Origin of the sequence: Solemya velesiana gill symbiont, from assembly GCF_002020805.1 — a bacterium.
In the GTDB taxonomy this organism is placed as follows: Bacteria; Pseudomonadota; Gammaproteobacteria; order Chromatiales; family Chromatiaceae; genus Sedimenticola_A.
Map to the genome: position 1 here is coordinate 1 of NZ_MPRJ01000061.1, position 15,027 is coordinate 15,027.

Annotated in this window: 16 protein-coding genes and 2 pseudogenes; 17 read left to right on the plus strand and 1 reads right to left on the minus strand. The window is 56.7% G+C overall.

Annotation, left to right across the window (positions count from 1 at the left end):
- Positions 1–72 precede the first annotated feature (72 nt).
- Positions 73–405 (minus strand): hypothetical protein, encoded by a 333-nt coding sequence (locus tag BOW53_RS09425; protein ID WP_078487745.1) that lies wholly within the window; start codon positions 403–405, stop codon positions 73–75.
- 312 nt (positions 406–717) lie between these two features.
- On the opposite strand from BOW53_RS09425, the gene BOW53_RS09430 reads away from it, so the two are divergent.
- From BOW53_RS09430 to BOW53_RS09505, 17 genes and pseudogenes are all read left to right on the plus strand, one after another.
- A complete protein-coding gene (locus tag BOW53_RS09430) occupies positions 718–1,794 on the plus strand; it encodes a hydrogenase small subunit (RefSeq protein ID WP_078487746.1) in 1,077 nt (358 codons plus the stop codon).
- Positions 1,794–3,590: pseudogene (locus BOW53_RS09435) on the plus strand (nickel-dependent hydrogenase large subunit). The gene BOW53_RS09430 and the pseudogene BOW53_RS09435 overlap by 1 nt, the downstream one beginning before the upstream one ends.
- A gap of 205 nt (positions 3,591–3,795) precedes the next feature.
- Positions 3,796–3,993 carry a hypothetical protein gene (locus tag BOW53_RS09440; RefSeq protein ID WP_078487747.1) on the plus strand — a complete coding sequence of 66 codons (198 nt, stop codon included), beginning with the start codon at positions 3,796–3,798 and terminating at the stop codon, positions 3,991–3,993.
- A 45-nt stretch (positions 3,994–4,038) separates the two neighbouring features.
- On the plus strand, positions 4,039–4,722 hold the full coding sequence (gene cybH, locus BOW53_RS09445) for a Ni/Fe-hydrogenase, b-type cytochrome subunit (RefSeq protein WP_078487748.1): 684 nt from the start codon (positions 4,039–4,041) through the stop codon (positions 4,720–4,722).
- Between the two features lie 528 nt (positions 4,723–5,250).
- Positions 5,251–5,970, plus strand: a complete 720-nt coding sequence (locus BOW53_RS09450; protein ID WP_078487749.1) for a HyaD/HybD family hydrogenase maturation endopeptidase — start codon at positions 5,251–5,253, stop codon at positions 5,968–5,970.
- 62 nt (positions 5,971–6,032) lie between these two features.
- Entirely contained in the window at positions 6,033–6,293 is a 261-nt protein-coding gene (locus BOW53_RS09455) for a HypC/HybG/HupF family hydrogenase formation chaperone (protein ID WP_172838844.1), read from the plus strand.
- Positions 6,294–6,342: 49 nt separating this feature from the next.
- Positions 6,343–6,504, plus strand: a pseudogene (locus tag BOW53_RS13280) (thioredoxin domain-containing protein); the annotation flags it as partial.
- A gap of 47 nt (positions 6,505–6,551) precedes the next feature.
- The gene (locus tag BOW53_RS12810) at positions 6,552–6,761 is read left to right on the plus strand and encodes a rubredoxin (RefSeq protein ID WP_078487750.1); all 210 of its coding nucleotides are present in this window, start codon (positions 6,552–6,554) and stop codon (positions 6,759–6,761) included.
- Positions 6,758–7,267, plus strand: coding sequence for a [NiFe]-hydrogenase assembly chaperone HybE (gene hybE / locus BOW53_RS09465; RefSeq protein ID WP_078487751.1), 510 nt, complete (start codon positions 6,758–6,760; stop codon positions 7,265–7,267). The genes BOW53_RS12810 and hybE overlap by 4 nt, the downstream gene beginning before the upstream one ends.
- A gap of 105 nt (positions 7,268–7,372) precedes the next feature.
- On the plus strand, positions 7,373–7,714 hold the full coding sequence (gene hypA, locus BOW53_RS09470; protein ID WP_078487752.1) for a hydrogenase maturation nickel metallochaperone HypA: 342 nt from the start codon (positions 7,373–7,375) through the stop codon (positions 7,712–7,714).
- Between the two features lie 12 nt (positions 7,715–7,726).
- Positions 7,727–8,599 carry a hydrogenase nickel incorporation protein HypB gene (gene hypB / locus BOW53_RS09475; RefSeq protein WP_078487753.1) on the plus strand — a complete coding sequence of 291 codons (873 nt, stop codon included), beginning with the start codon at positions 7,727–7,729 and terminating at the stop codon, positions 8,597–8,599.
- Positions 8,600–8,610: 11 nt separating this feature from the next.
- A complete protein-coding gene (locus BOW53_RS09480; RefSeq protein WP_078487754.1) occupies positions 8,611–8,844 on the plus strand; it encodes a HypC/HybG/HupF family hydrogenase formation chaperone in 234 nt (77 codons plus the stop codon).
- Positions 8,841–10,001 carry a hydrogenase formation protein HypD gene (gene hypD, locus BOW53_RS09485; protein WP_078487755.1) on the plus strand — a complete coding sequence of 387 codons (1,161 nt, stop codon included), beginning with the start codon at positions 8,841–8,843 and terminating at the stop codon, positions 9,999–10,001. The genes BOW53_RS09480 and hypD overlap by 4 nt, the downstream gene beginning before the upstream one ends.
- On the plus strand, positions 9,998–11,047 hold the full coding sequence (gene hypE, locus BOW53_RS09490) for a hydrogenase expression/formation protein HypE (protein ID WP_078487756.1): 1,050 nt from the start codon (positions 9,998–10,000) through the stop codon (positions 11,045–11,047). Before hypD ends, hypE begins: the two co-directional genes overlap by 4 nt.
- A 133-nt stretch (positions 11,048–11,180) precedes the next feature.
- The gene (locus tag BOW53_RS09495; RefSeq protein ID WP_078487757.1) at positions 11,181–11,525 is read left to right on the plus strand and encodes an endonuclease domain-containing protein; all 345 of its coding nucleotides are present in this window, start codon (positions 11,181–11,183) and stop codon (positions 11,523–11,525) included.
- A 157-nt stretch (positions 11,526–11,682) separates the two neighbouring features.
- Positions 11,683–13,386 carry a hydrogenase maturation protein gene (locus BOW53_RS09500; protein ID WP_078487758.1) on the plus strand — a complete coding sequence of 568 codons (1,704 nt, stop codon included), beginning with the start codon at positions 11,683–11,685 and terminating at the stop codon, positions 13,384–13,386.
- Positions 13,383–14,855, plus strand: coding sequence for a sigma-54-dependent transcriptional regulator (locus BOW53_RS09505; RefSeq protein WP_078487759.1), 1,473 nt, complete (start codon positions 13,383–13,385; stop codon positions 14,853–14,855). The genes BOW53_RS09500 and BOW53_RS09505 overlap by 4 nt, the downstream gene beginning before the upstream one ends.
- Positions 14,856–15,027: the final 172 nt, after the last annotated feature.

Consider the following 15,027-nt stretch of genomic DNA (forward strand, 5'->3'; position numbering starts at 1 on the left):
GGATCAAGCTTCACCATTCCAAGTGAAACGCCCTGTGCGGACCCGCATGCAGGGTGTTGTGGGGAGGGAGGGTTAGAGACCCTCCCTTACCCGATTGGCAATCCACTCCTCGTCCAGTTGGAGTATGGAGGCCATGACCGCCTCATGGTCCCATTTCGAGTGCTGTCTGTTGGATTCCTGAACGGCAGCGACCACCGCCGGGTGCTGGGCAAGGAGGCGGGTTTCGTTGATGCGGTCGTCCAGGATGCGGGTAATCGCACTCGCTTTCTCACGGGTTACGTCTACATGATGCTTGATGATGATCTGCTTGAGGGCGTCTTCACTGATAACCGCGGTGAGCAGTGAGACCAGAGCCAGTAGGGATAACAGAATAAGCGCAAAGAATATCCTCTTTTTTATAGACATCTCGCAATTCCGGCGAATAAAACACTTCTATCTAAGTGTATACCGTGGAAAAAATCCCGCTGAGTTGAGGCGTAATTATAGAAGGGACGGCGTAATTAGCTTATTAATAACATGGAATTGGTCTTTCCGGTTGGTTAACAGGATTTACACACATCTTTACGGGAAGCTTTGGGAGTGTCATTGGGCTTCATGTTTTAACTGTATGAAATTATATAAATATAGACATGGCATGGCTGTTGCTATCTGTTGGATAGATGCGAACAAGACTCACTTTATAACGCATCTTTGATTCCGACTTGGAGGAGTACGGTCATGACCGAAACTTTTTACGATGTAATGCGGCGGCAGGGAATTACCCGCCGCAGTTTTTTGAAATTCTGCAGCCTTACGGCTTCGGCGCTGGGATTGGGGCCGGCCATGGTGCCCCGTATTGCCGAGGCGATGGAGACCAAGCCGCGTATTCCGGTACTTTGGCTGCATGGTCTGGAGTGTACCTGTTGTTCCGAGTCTTTTATCCGCTCGGCACATCCGCTTGCGAAAGATGTGGTGCTGTCGATGATCTCCCTGGACTACGACGACACCATCATGGCGGCGGCGGGTCACCAGGCCGAGGCGATCATCGAAGAGACCATCGAGAAATACGACGGCAATTACATCCTCGCCGTCGAGGGCAACCCGCCCCTGGACCAGGACGGTATGTCCTGCATTATCAGTGGCCGGCCGTTTCTTGAGCAGTTGAAGCACGCCGCCGATCACTGCAAGGCGATCATATCCTGGGGTTCCTGTGCCTCCTGGGGCTGTGTACAGGCGGCCCGTCCCAACCCCACCCGCGCAACACCGGTGCACAAGGTGCCGGGTATCGCGGACAAACCCATTATCAAGGTGCCGGGCTGTCCGCCCATCGCCGAGGTGATGACCGCGGTGATCACCTACATTCTCACCTTCGAGAAGTTTCCTGAGCTGGATCGACAGGGTCGTCCCAAGATGTTCTATAGCCAGCGCATCCACGACAAGTGCTACCGCCGTCCCCATTTCGATGCCGGGCAGTTCGTCGAGGAGTGGGATGACGAGTCCGCGCGCAAGGGCTACTGCCTCTACAAGATGGGCTGCAAAGGGCCCACTACTTACAATGCCTGCTCCACGGTGCGCTGGAATGGCGGCCTTTCTTTCCCCGTCCAGGCGGGCCACCCCTGTATCGGCTGTTCTGAAAACGGTTTCTGGGACAAGGGCTCCTTCTACCAGCACGTGACCGATACACACCAGTTTGGTGTTGAGGCCAATGCAGACAAAGTCGGTCTTGCGTCAGCCGGCATTGTCTGCGCTGCAGCTGCTGCACACGCTGCTGTAACCGCGATTAAGAACGCCCAGAAGAAAGGAGACCAGGAATAATGAGCATCATCAACACACCAAACGGCTTCAGCCTGGACGACTCCGGCAAGCGCGTGGTCGTGGATCCGGTCACCCGGATCGAAGGCCACATGCGCTGTGAAGTAAACGTGGATGAGAACAACATCATCCGCAACGCCGTATCCACCGGCACCATGTGGCGCGGCCTCGAGGTGATCCTCAAGGGTCGTGCCCCCCGTGACGCCTGGGCCTTCACCCAGCGTATCTGCGGCGTCTGCACGGGTACCCATGCTTTGATCTCCGTACGCGCGGTTGAGGACGCCCTAGGTATCGACATACCGGAGAACGCTAACTCCATTCGCAACATCATGCAGCTGACCCTGCAAGTGCACTATCACCTGGTGCATTTCTATCACCTGCACGCCCTGGATTGGGTCAACCCGGTCAATGCCCTCAAGGCAGATCCAAAGGCGACTTCGGAGCTGCAGCAGAAGGTATCCCCCAGCCACCCGAAGTCTTCCCCGGGATACTTCCGGGATATTCAGAATCATCTGAAGAAGTTCGTGGAGAGCGGTCAGCTGGGTCCCTTCAAGAACGGCTACTGGACCAACCCGGCTTACCTGCTGCCGCCGGAAGCGGACCTGATGGCGGTAACCCACTACCTCGAAGCGCTCGACTTCCAGAAGGACATCATGAAGATCCGCACCATCTTCGGTGGCAAGGACCCCCATCCCAACTGGCTGGTGGGTGGCGTGCCCTGTCCCATCAACGTGGATGGTGTGGGTTCCGTGGGCGGCCTGAACATGGTCAACCTGAACCAGATCTCGAGCCTCATCGACCAGAGCCGTGAGTTCATCAAAAACGTCTACATTCCGGACCTGCTGGCAGTCGCCCAGTTCTACAAGGGATAGCTCTACGGTGGCGGTATCTCCAGCATGAATGTGCTCTCCTACGGTGACATTCCGGATCGGGCCAATGACTACAGTGCCGAGAACCTGATGATGCCCCGTGGCGCCATCATCAACGGTAACCTCAAGGAGGTTCACGAGGTCGACCTGCGTGATCCGAACGAGATCCAGGAGTTCGTTCCCCACTCCTGGTACAAGTGCGCCGACGAGTCCAAGGGTCTGCACCCCTGGGATGGTGTCACCGAGCCCAACTTCGAGCTGGGCCTCAATATCCGTGGCACCCAAACCAACATCAAGCAGATCGACGAGGATGCCAAGTACTCCTGGATCAAGGCGCCGCGCTGGCGCGGTCATGCCATGGAGGTGGATCCCCTGGCGCGCTACATCATCGGTTATGCCAAGGGTCACGAGGAGATCACCGAACAGATCAACTTCGTACTCAAGACCCTGGATGTGCCGGTGGATGCACTCTTCTCCACCCTGGGCCGTACCGCAGCCCGTGGCCTGGAGGCGGATTGGGCGGCAGACAAGATGCGCTATTTCATGGACAAGCTGGTGGCGAACATCAAGGCTGGCGACTCCAACACCGCCAATGTCGACAACTGGAATCCCTCCACCTGTCCAAAAGAGGCCAAGGGCGTTGGTTTTACCGAAGCGCCCCGTGGTGCCCTGGGTCACTGGATCCGGATCAAGGATACCCGCATCGACAACTACCAGTGCGTGGTGCCCACCACCTGGAACGGTTCGCCCCGTGACGAAAATGGCAGCATCGGTGCCTTCGAGGACTCGCTGATGAACACCAAGGTGGAGCGGGCCGATGAACCGGTGGAGATCCTACGCACCCTGCACAGCTTCGATCCCTGTCTTGCCTGCTCGACCCACGTGATGAGCGAGGACGGCGAGGAACTGGCTGAGGTTAAGGTGCGGTGATTCAAAAATTGGAATTTACCCAAAGCCATTCAAGAAGCGATTCCCTCTCCCTTCGAGGGAAGCACCCTCCGGGTATAAAAGGGATAGGGTGAGGGTGAATTTGAAAGATGATTTGCTGTTTGATCCCCCTCACCCTAACCCTCTCCCCAGCAGGGGAGAGGAAGAAAGTGGGTCAAGTGGATTAACAGGTATTTGGAGAGTAGAGATGGAACAAAATGTTATTCGATTGATCGCCATGACCGGCCTGCTGGCCAGTGGCAGTGCAATGGCCCACGTGGGTGCGCACGGTGGAGAGGGCTTCCTTGCTGGCGTGCTACACATGCTGGGTGACCACGGCTACCTGTTGGGGCTGGCGGCGCTGGCTATAGGGGCTGTCGTGTTCAAACGGTCTCATCGCGTCTGATCAATGATCCAGAGATCGGGATCTGCCGATCAAGGAGAAACTACTATGCAGACAGAAGTAAAACGTACGGCGGTCTATGTCTACGAGGCACCGGTACGGCTATGGCACTGGGTCAATGCACTGTCGATCACGGTGCTGACGATTACCGGCTGGTTCATTGCCAACCCGTTGCCAACCCTGCCAGGAGAGGCCAGTGACCACTATGTCATGGGATATATCCGCTTTGCTCATTTTGCCGCGGCCTATATTTTCACGGTTGGCTTCATTGGCCGGCTCTATTGGGCATTTGTAGGAAACGAGCATTCGCAGCAGCTTTTCAAGCTGCCCTTCTACAGGGCCAGTTTCTGGAAAGAGCTGATGCACGAGGTGCGCTGGTACGCCTTCATGGAGAAGGAGCCGAAGAAATACGTGGGTCACAACCCGCTGGCCCATCTCTTCATGGTGGCCATCATCACCGTGGGTGGCATCGCCATGGTGCTGACCGGCTTTGCGCTCTACGCGGAACAGGCCGGGCTTGGTACCTGGCAGGACACCCTGTTCGGCTGGCTGATACCGCTGGTGGGGCAGAGCCAGGATGTGCGGATCTGGCACCACTGGGGCATGTGGATCATCGTGGTCTTCTTCATCCTCTATGTCTACGTGGCGATCCGCGAGGATATCGTCTCCCGCCAGAGCCTGATCAGTACCATGGTGAGCGGCTGGCGCATGTTCAAGGACGACCGGCCATGACGGGCTGAACCAGAGATACCTCTTGGCGTATCCCCCCATTTCCTTACGCCATTTTAAGGCGCGGCACCTGCCGCGCCTTTTTTTATGTACAGGATGTACGGTATGCCGTGGGTGCAGGGATGCACGCGACTACAGGGATGTAGGAGGTAGAGCGAAGCAGGATGCCAGAGCCGAGGAGCGGCGTGTGTTCAGATCAGTAGGGTAGACCAGCGAATGCCTAATCACAGCCGATTTCTGGAAAATCTATGGAGCTGGTACTAACCATACCAATAGTGATCGTTTAGCGTTATTCAGGTTTTCAATAACCTTATGATTTAAATGTAATTATCTGATTGCCGGATGTCGGAGTGGAAACAAATCAACCAATAATGAACTATAGTGGTTATAACGTAACCGGTTAGTGCATTTCACAGAATTCGGCTGTGTAAATTATCAATTAAAACAGTAGATTATGATGGTTCTCCGAATTGGTACAGAGCTTGCCATTAGAGAGCTATAACGAAAAGTATTGATCCGCTGGAGGAGAGAATGGCTGCTGAGCCAAGGGTACTGATACTCGGAATCGGAAATCTGCTGTGGGCAGACGAAGGTTTTGGCGTGCGTGTAGTCGAGACGCTGCATCGCCACTACCTATTCCCGGAAAACGTGACGCTCCTGGATGGGGGAACCCAGGGAGTGTACCTGGTCCAGAACATCCGCGAGGCGGATATCCTGGTGGTTTTCGACGCGGTGGACTACGGATTGCCCGGCGGCACCCTCAAGCGGGTGGAGGGCGACGAGGTGCCCAAGTTCCTCGGTGCCAAAAAGGTCAGTCTCCACCAGACCGGTTTCCAGGAAGTGCTGGCCATGGCCGAGATGTTGGGCGACTACCCCGAGCACCTGTTGCTGATCGGTGTACAGCCGGTGCAGCTGGAGGACTATGGCGGCAGCCTGAGGGATGAGGTGAAGGCCCAGATACAGCCATCCATCGATATGGCCCTTGAATACCTTTCCATCTTCGGTGTCGAGGCGAGTCTTCGTGAACAGCCACTCCAGGCCGATACATCACAGGCCGGTGCCATTGCGGATATGGAGACCTATGAAACGGGTAGGCCCTCAGAAAATGAAGCCCGTCGTGATGGTGATGGCCGTGTGCTCGATTCCAGTGCCTTTGATGTCGCCTACCGGCCGGTTCCCCTGGAAGGGGATGCCATGAGCGTGGATGTGGATCAGCATCTGGATAAATACCGCTCCAGGAGCTCTTCCTGATGTGTATCGGTATACCCATGCAGGTGGTGGAGAGCCAGCCTGGGCAGGCCTAGTGCGAAGGCATGGGTGAGCGTCGCCACGTGGACACCCTGTTGGTGGGAGATCAGCCCAAAGGCACTTGGCTGTTGATCTTCCTCAATAGTGCTCGTGAGGTGCTGAGCGAGGAAGATGCCGGAAAGATTCAGAGTGCCCTGCAAGCGCTCAACCTCACCCTGCAGGGTGAGTCGGACATCGGTCACCTGTTCGCCGACCTGGTCGAACGGGAACCCCAGCTGCCGGAGCACCTCCAGGCAGATTCAACAAAACTTAGCGCGGGAGAGTGATATGCCATCGCCTTTGATCCGTATCCTGGTAGAGCAACATAACTATCCCATGGTGGATGAACACACCGTCGATCAGTTTCTTCAACAGAGCGAGTGCAGTGTGTTGTTCTTCACCGAAAACCCGAAGCACCATCCCGAAAGCAATGATGTGGCGGTGATACTGCCAGAGCTGATGAAACGTTTCGGTGAGCGTGTGAACGTTGGGGTGGTCGACTGCAACGCGGAACAGGCGCTGCGTGCCCGCTACCCCTTCAATGAATGGCCTGCCCTGGAGGCGATAACAGCAAGATTGATGACAGCACCCGGCTGGAGTGCAAGATCTGCTGGCATGTCTACGACCCCGCCGAAGGCGATGACTACTGGCAGGTCCCGCCGGGGACACCGTTCTCGAAACTGCCGGACCACTGGAGCTGTCCAAACTGTGACGGCAGGAAAGACGACTTCATGGTCCTGGAGGAGGAGAGATGATCTGTCCTGAATACTTGACCAAGGGCCTCGAAGAGGTCTACAACCGCATTCTCTATACCCGGATGCAGGACATACCGGTGGTGAATCCCTCATTGGAGGTAAAGGCGGTCGATTTCCAACTCTGGCACGGACGCTGCTTCGGTGTATTGATCACACCCTGGTTCATGAATCTTATCCTGCTGCCAAACGAGGGTGACGAGTGGGAGGGGATAGGCCGTTACCAGAGCTGCTCGCTCTTTTCGCCCATGTTCGAGTTTGCAGACCAGGAGACTGCCGTGGCCGCTGCAGAGGCGGTGATGGCAGGCGTGATGGACGAGGAGAACCGGGACAGCATCAGCACCCGAGAGAGCGAGATCGCAAGGGCCTGGAAAGGTGAACAGGCCCCGGATGAAATACCTGAAAACAGTGTGGATACAGAGGCCCCGACCCTGACCGAGCGCATGGAAAAACCGATCAGCCGGCGTGAACTGCTTAGAGGGGCATTTCTAGGTGACAACGGTCAATGAATGCTGGAAGATCATATTATCTATTAGATATATATGCAGAATATGTTTCCGCCGCCTCGTTATTCCAGGGGCGGTTGAATGAAAGTAGAGAGTGCAGGTTGAAACATGCATGAGATGTCACTCTGCGAAGGCATGCTCCAGGTGTTGGAGCAGAACGCCGAAGAGCAGGGCTACAGCAAGGTGAAGACGGTCTGGTTGGTGATCGGAGATCTTTCCGGCGTCGAGATCGAAGCGATGCGTTTCGGCTTCGATGCGGTGATGAAAAACACCCTGGCCGACGGGGCAAAGCTCGAGATCATCCGGCTGCCGGGCCAGGCATGGTGCATGCAGTGTGCGAAGAACGTGCAGGTGAATCAGCGGTTCGATGAGTGCCCCGAGTGCGGCAGCTATCAACTGCAGGTCACCGGCGGCGATGAGATGCGAATAAAAGAGCTCGAAGTAGCTTGAGAGGATAAGTGAATGTGTACAGTCTGCGGATGCGGTGAAGGCGAAACCCGGATAGAGGGTCATGACCACGACCACGGTCATCACCATCACACCCACGAGCATCATCACGGGCATGATCACCACCACCATCGTCATGGGGAGCATACCCACGATTACGGCCAGGGCCCCGCACGCGCTCACGCCCCTGGGTTGAGCCAGACCAAGATGGTGCAGATCGAGCAGGATATTCTCGGCAAGAACAACGAGTATGCCAATGCCAACCGTTACTACTTCAGCGACCACGGTATCCACACCCTGAACCTGGTATCGAGCCCCGGTTCCGGCAAGACCACGCTGCTTACAAGAACCCTCACCGATCTGAAAGATGAACTGCCCCTGAGTGTGATCGAGGGTGATCAACAGACTGCAAACGATGCTGATCGCATTCGGGCCACCGGCGTAAAGGCACTGCAGATCAACACTGGCAAAGGCTGCCATCTCGACGGTCACATGGTGGGCCATGCACTGGAGACCCTGAAGCCCGAAGATGGCGGTGTGCTGTTCATCGAGAACGTGGGCAACTTGGTCTGTCCTGCCGCCTTCGACCTGGGTGAAGCCCACAAGGTGGCGATCCTCTCCATCACCGAAGGGGAGGACAAGCCGATCAAGTATCCCGACATGTTCCATGCGGCGGACCTGATGCTGCTCAACAAGATCGACCTGCTGCCCCACCTCGATTTCGACGTGGAGAAATGCATCGACTATGCACGCCGGGTCAATCCGAAGATAAAGGTCATACAGACCTCTGCAGCCACCGGCGAAGGGATGGACGCCTGGTATCAGTGGATCAGGGCAAGCCGCCAGATGGCACTGGCTGGTCACCCCGCGCTGGCTGAATCAGCATAGGAGTCATTGGTATGTGTCTGGCTATGCCCGCACAGGTTGTGGAAGTCGACGAAACCACCGACATGGCGACGGTCTCTCTCGGCGGTGTTCGCAAGGAGGTCTCCCTGGCCCTGGTCGAGGATGTCTCGGTGAACGACTATGTGCTGATCCATGTCGGTTATGCATTGAACAAGATCAGCGAGGAAGAAGCCCAGAAGACCCTTGAGCTGTTTGCCGAAGCGGGACTCGCGGAGGCAACCTCGTGAAGTACATCGAAGAGTTCCGCCAGCATGAACTGGCCGTGAAACTCGCCAAGGCTATCGAGGCCGAGGCCGACAGCTCACGCCAGTACAACCTGATGGAGTTCTGCGGCGGCCACACCCACGCCATATTCCGCTATGGCGTGCAGGACCTGATGCCGGAGAATGTCCGCTTCGTACACGGCCCTGGCTGCCCGGTCTGCGTGCTGCCCATCGCCCGCATCGACAACGCCATCGAACTGGTTGAACGCCACGATGTCATTCTCTGTACCTACGGCGATATGTTGCGGGTGCCTGCCAGCGGCCGCAAGAGCCTGATCAAGGTGAAGGCGAACGGTGGTGATGTGCGCATGGTCTACTCCACCCAGGACGCCCTGCGCATCGCCCGGGAGAATCCCGAGCGCCAGGTGGTGTTCTTTGCTATCGGTTTCGAGACCACTACACCGCCGACAGCGGTTGCGCTGAAGCAGGCAAAGGCCGAAGGGTTGAAGAACTTCACCATTTTCTGCAACCATGTGCTGACCCCGGCGGCGATTCAAAATATTCTGGAATCACCGGAAGTGCGCGAGCTGGGCAGTGTCTCCATCGACGGCTTCTTTGGTCCTTCCCATGTCAGCTCGGTCATCGGCAGCAGGCCCTACGAGTTCTTCGCCGAAGAGTTCGGCAAGCCGGTGGTGATCGCCGGCTTCGAACCCCTGGACGTGATGCAGTCCGCCCTGATGCTGATTCGCCAGCTCAACGAAGGGCGCCACGAGGTGGAGAACGAATACACCCGCGTGGTCACCCGTGAAGGCAACACCAAGGCCCAGGCCCTGGTGGCCGAGGTGATGGAGCTGCGCCGTTCCTTCGAGTGGCGCGGTCTTGGGCTGGTCCCCTACAGCGCCCTCAAGATCAAGGAGGCCTACGCCGAATTCGATGCCGAACGCCGTTTCGAACTCCAGCCCAGCGATGCCACCGACGTGAAGGGTTGTGAGTGCCCGGCCATCCTGCGCGGCACCAAGAAGCCCACTGACTGCAAGCTGTTCGGCACGGTCTGCACACCGGAGAATCCAAAGGGCTCCTGCATGGTCTCCTCCGAAGGGGCCTGTGCAGCCTACTGGACTTACGGCCGGTTCCGCAAACCCGAAGACAAACAGAACAGCACCAAGGAGTCTGCCGCATGAGTGCAGTTGTAAAACGTTTTCCCCAGCGCCTGGATACCCGGCAGGGACAGGTGGACATGACCCACGGCAGTGGCGGCCGCGCCATGGCCCAGCTGATCGATGCGCTGTTTGTAAAGTATTTCGACAACGACCTGCTGCGCCAGAGCAACGACCAGGCCGCGTTCAACGTGGATGCGGGTCGCATGGTGATGAGCACCGACGGTCACGTGATCTCCCCGCTCTTCTTTCCCGGCGGCGACATCGGTGGACTGGCTGTTCACGGCACGGTGAACGACGTGGCCATGTCCGGTGCCAAGCCACTCTACCTCTCCGCTGGTTTCATCCTGGAAGAGGGATTCCCGCTGTCAGACCTGGAACGCATCGTCGAGAGCATGGCTAAGGCTTCGAAAGAGGCGGGCGTACCGGTGGTGACCGGTGATACCAAGGTAGTGGAGAAGGGCAAGGGTGACGGAGTCTTCATCACCACAACCGGTGTAGGCATTGTTCCTGAAGGCGTGAACATCTCCGGTGATCTGGCAAGGCCTGGCGATGTAATCCTGGTCAACGGCACTATGGGCGACCACGGCGTGGCCATCATGTCGAGCCGTGAGAACCTGGAGTTCGAGACCACCATCGAATCGGATTCGGCAGCCCTGCACACCCTGGTGGCGGAGATGGTGAGCGTTGCCCCGGATATACACTGCCTGCGCGACCCTACCCGTGGCGGACTTGCGACCACCCTGAATGAACTGGCCATGCAGTCCAATGTGGGTATGCGTCTGCGTGAAACGGACATCCCCATAAAGCCGGAAGTATCTGCGGCCTGTGAACTGCTGGGTCTCGATCCCCTCTACGTGGCCAACGAGGGCAAGCTGATCTGTATCTGTCCCGCAAAGGATGCCAAGGCGGTGCTCGACGTAATGAAGAGTCATCCCCTTGGCGAAGACGCTGTCATTATCGGCGAAGTGGTGGAAGACGAGCACAGCTTCGTGCAGATGGAGACCGCCTTCGGCGGCGGTCGCGTAGTCGACTGGATCGCCGGCGAGCAGCTGCCGAGGATTTGTTGATTGTATTGATACCCCTCACCCCAATCCTCTCCCCAGGAGGGGAGAGGGAGTGCATGGAATAGGCACCATATTATTCCCTCTCCCTCGCAGGGAGAGGGAGAGGGAGAGGGTGAATCAAATTAGGGAAACATAAATGGACCTAACAAACCGCGCCAGGGAATTGAGGCGCAATCAAACGGATGCCGAACAGCTTCTCTGGAGAAGCCTGAAGAGTAGACAACTTAACGGGTGTAAGTTCAGACGACAGTTTCCAATTCACCCGTACATTGTGGACTTTGTATGCCTTTCGGAAAACTTGGTTGTTGATCTGGATGGCGGTCAGCATACAGAGCAATTGGAATACGACGAAAAGCGAACAGCTTTTCTTGAATCGAATGGATATCGGGTTGTTCGGTTTTGGAACAACGAAGTGTTGAAAGAGTTACCTGCTGTTCTTGAGGAGATTGCAAGACAGCTGGATAAGAACTCCACTCGGTGAGACTGGCACGAAGTATTCCCTCCCCCTACGAGGGGGAGGGTTAGGGTGGGGGTGAATCAGAAAGGGCATTAATGGCCGTTTAGATTCCCCTCACCCCAACCCGCTCCCCAAAAGGGGGAGAGGGAGCACAAAGATCATAGGTATAGAGAATTATCAAATGGGTATCCTCTTCCTCTGCCACAGCTTCAACAGCCTGACCCAAAGGCTCTATGTCGAGCTGTCGGAACGGGGGCATGAGGTTTCGGTGGAGTTCGATGTCAATGATGAGGTTACCCAAGAGGCAGTTGATCTCTTCGAACCCGAACTGATCATCGCGCCTTTTCTCAAGCGTGCCATTCCCGAAGCCGTGTGGCGCAACCATGTCTGTCTCGTGGTGCATCCCGGTATCAGGGGAGACCGTGGCCCATCCGCTTTGGACTGGGCCATTCTCAATGGTGAAACCCGGTGGGGCGTTACCCTGTTGCAGGCCAACGAGGAGATGGATGCGGGAGACATCTGGGCTAGTGTCGAGTTTCCAATGCGAGATGCGACCAAGGCGAGTCTCTATCGCAACGAGGTGACAGAAGCGGCTGTAGAGGCTGTTCTGGCTGCTGTAGCGCGTTTAGGAGATGATGCATTCACCCCTGAACCCCTCGATTACGCCAAGCCTGATGTACAGGGCCAGTTGCGTTCCCTGATGCAGCAGTCCGACCGGTCAATTGACTGGCAGCACGATGATACGGTAACGGTTCTAAGCAAGGTCCGCTGTGCGGATGGCTTTCCCGGGGTCAAGGATCGAATCGGTGACCGGGAGCTCTTTCTCTACGATGCACGCCAGGAACATGAGCTGACCGGCAGTGCCGGTGAACTGATTGCACGATCAGGCCCCGCGGTATGCAGGGCGACGAAAGACGGTGCGGTTTGGATCGGCCATATGCGGGACCCAATGGGTGAACACCCCTTCAAGTTGCCTGCAGTGGAAGTTTTGAAAAGCGAGATCAGTGGGCTTTCTGAAGTTGAAGCCACACCCTCGTCGGGATACCGCGACATCTGGTACGAAGAGGACAATGGTGTCGGCTACCTGCATTTTTCCTTCTATAACGGCGCCATGGGCACTGAACAGTGTGAACGGCTGCGCCAGGCTTTTATAGCTGCAAGGGAGAGGGAGACCCGTGTCATTGTCCTGGTGGGTGGGCCCGACTACTGGTCCAACGGTATGCACCTTAACCTGATCGAGTCGGCAGAGAGCACCGCCGACGAGTCCTGGAACAACATCAATGCCATCGATGACCTGGCCAGGGAGATCATCACCACAAAAAGCCATATCACCGTGAGCGCCCTGTGCGGAAATGCAGGGGCGGGCGGCGTATTTCTTGCGCGGGCGGCAGACCGGGTATGGGCGCGCAGTGGGGTGATTCTCAACCCCCACTACAAGGACATGGGCAACCTTTACGGTTCTGAATACTGGACCTACCTGATGTCCAAGAATGCCGGCGAAGAGAATACCCGGCGTATCAGCCAGGGCCGGCTCCCCATGGGTGCGGCCGAGGCCCAGGAACTGGGGCTGATAGACGGCCGTTTTGAAGTGGGACCACAGCTGTTTCCACAACAGGTCAGGGAGGAAGCCGAGCGGCTAGCGCAGCATGCCGGGTTCGATCAGCTGCTACAGGGGAAAAGGAAAAACCGCCAGCAGGATGAAGAGACAAAGCGCCTGGAGTCCTACCGTCAACAGGAACTTGAGAAGATGCATCTCAATTTCTACGGCTTTGATCCAAGCTACCACGTGGCCCGCTACAATTTTGTCTACAAGGTGCCGAAGTCGAGAACGCCACTTACAATCGCTAAACACCGTAGGGTGTCCAAACTGAGGGATGCATCATGAAAACCTTGCCGACCGTTCTGATCGTGGATGACGAGGTACGCAGTCTCGAAACCCTTAAACGCATCCTGGATGAAGAGTTCGACGTAAAGATCGCCACCAACGTCTTTGACGCCGAAAAGATTCTTGAGCAGGAGTGGGTGCAGATTATTCTGTGCGATCAGCGCATGCCCGAGATGACCGGCGTGGAGTTCCTGAAGAAGGTGAGGGAGCAGTGGCCCGATGTGATCCGCATGATCATATCCGGGTATACCGATTCAGAAGATATCATCACCACCCTCAACGAGGCGGGTATCTATCACTTCATACGCAAGCCCTGGCATCCAGACTCCCTGATGCTGACCCTGCAGAATGCCGCCAGGCTTTTCCAACTGCAACGTGAGAACGAGCTGCTCTCCATCGAGCTCAAGGCGGCCCCTGCCCAGCTGGAATCGGGGATGGCTGAAAAGCGTGTCACCCTGCGCGAAAACTACCAGTGTGAAGACGGTATCGTCCGCTCACCCGACAGCTCCATGAACAATGTCTGCGAAAAGGTGCGCAAGGTCGCACCTTACGATGTTTCTGTACTGTTGGCAGGGGAGTCGGGAACAGGCAAGGAACTGGTGGCCAGGGCGCTTCACTACAACAGCCTGCGCTGGGACAAGCCCTTCGTTGTTGAGAACTGCGGCGCTTTGCCTGACGAGCTGCTGGAGAGTGAGTTGTTCGGCTACAAGCGGGGAGCTTTTACCGGTGCAGTGGAAGACCGCACGGGTCTTTTCGAACGGGCCAATGGCGGCACCGTTTTTCTGGATGAGATCGGCGAGGTATCACCGGCGTTCCAGGTGAAACTGCTACGCGTGTTGCAGGAGGGCGAGATACGTCCCCTGGGCAGCGGCAAGACCCGTAAAGTGAATGTCCGGGTCATTGCGGCCACCAACCGTGACCTGGAGACCGAAGTGCGCGAAGGGCGCTTCCGTGAAGACCTCTTCTATCGCCTGGCAACGGTGACCATCAGCTTGCCACCGCTGCGCGATCGGATGGCAGATGTTCCCGTTTTGGCAGAAGCCATACTCGCTTCTGCGATGAATGACCTGGGCAAGCGTGTCGAGGGATTCACCGGCGAGGCCCTCGCCTGTATGCGGGCCTATCACTGGCCGGGCAATGTGCGCGAGCTGCAAAATGAGATCCGCCACATGCTGGTAATGGGTGAGCAGGATAGACTGGGTGCCGACTTGCTGTCTCCCAGGGTGCTGCATGCCGCACCGGAAGAGGACGAAGCGGAGATGGCAATGCTCACGGGCTTGAACGGAAACCTAAAGGAGCGTGTCGAGTCCCTGGAGGCGCGTATCCTGAAAGAGACCCCGATACGCCATCGCTGGAACAAGAGCCGGGCGGCGAAAGAGCTGGGGCTCTCCCGTGTAGGCCTCCGCAGCAAGCTGGAGCGCTACGGCCTGGAGAAGGTTGAGCAGATCGACCAGACAGGTACCGAGTAAGGGCGATGTTATTTGCTCAGGACGCGCCGTGTTACCACCGTGTTATCCCCTCTCCCTGGGAGGGAGAGTGCGACTAGTGGGTCACGCGGAAAGTTAACAAGCGAATTGTGTAGCTTGATATAATGAGGCATGGCAAATAAAACAGCACCATTTTGTATCACAAAAGATGTCC

Excerpts from the sequence above, each read along its gene's own strand:
- hypA (WP_078487752.1), top strand. The coding sequence starts at position 7,373 with ATGCATGAGATGTCACTCTGCGAAGGCATGCTCCAGGTGTTGGAGCAG.
- cybH (WP_078487748.1), top strand. The coding sequence starts at position 4,039 with ATGCAGACAGAAGTAAAACGTACGGCGGTCTATGTCTACGAGGCACCG.
- hypE (WP_078487756.1), top strand. The coding sequence starts at position 9,998 with ATGAGTGCAGTTGTAAAACGTTTTCCCCAGCGCCTGGATACCCGGCAG.
- BOW53_RS09450 (WP_078487749.1), top strand. The coding sequence starts at position 5,251 with ATGGCTGCTGAGCCAAGGGTACTGATACTCGGAATCGGAAATCTGCTG.
- BOW53_RS09495 (WP_078487757.1), top strand. The coding sequence starts at position 11,181 with ATGGACCTAACAAACCGCGCCAGGGAATTGAGGCGCAATCAAACGGAT.
- BOW53_RS09425 (WP_078487745.1), bottom strand. The coding sequence starts at position 405 with ATGTCTATAAAAAAGAGGATATTCTTTGCGCTTATTCTGTTATCCCTA.
- hypB (WP_078487753.1), top strand. The coding sequence starts at position 7,727 with ATGTGTACAGTCTGCGGATGCGGTGAAGGCGAAACCCGGATAGAGGGT.
- BOW53_RS12810 (WP_078487750.1), top strand. The coding sequence starts at position 6,552 with ATGGCCTGCCCTGGAGGCGATAACAGCAAGATTGATGACAGCACCCGG.
- hybE (WP_078487751.1), top strand. The coding sequence starts at position 6,758 with ATGATCTGTCCTGAATACTTGACCAAGGGCCTCGAAGAGGTCTACAAC.
- BOW53_RS09480 (WP_078487754.1), top strand. The coding sequence starts at position 8,611 with ATGTGTCTGGCTATGCCCGCACAGGTTGTGGAAGTCGACGAAACCACC.
- BOW53_RS09500 (WP_078487758.1), top strand. The coding sequence starts at position 11,683 with ATGGGTATCCTCTTCCTCTGCCACAGCTTCAACAGCCTGACCCAAAGG.
- BOW53_RS09455 (WP_172838844.1), top strand. The coding sequence starts at position 6,033 with ATGGGTGAGCGTCGCCACGTGGACACCCTGTTGGTGGGAGATCAGCCC.
- BOW53_RS09440 (WP_078487747.1), top strand. The coding sequence starts at position 3,796 with ATGGAACAAAATGTTATTCGATTGATCGCCATGACCGGCCTGCTGGCC.
- BOW53_RS09430 (WP_078487746.1), top strand. The coding sequence starts at position 718 with ATGACCGAAACTTTTTACGATGTAATGCGGCGGCAGGGAATTACCCGC.
- BOW53_RS09505 (WP_078487759.1), top strand. The coding sequence starts at position 13,383 with ATGAAAACCTTGCCGACCGTTCTGATCGTGGATGACGAGGTACGCAGT.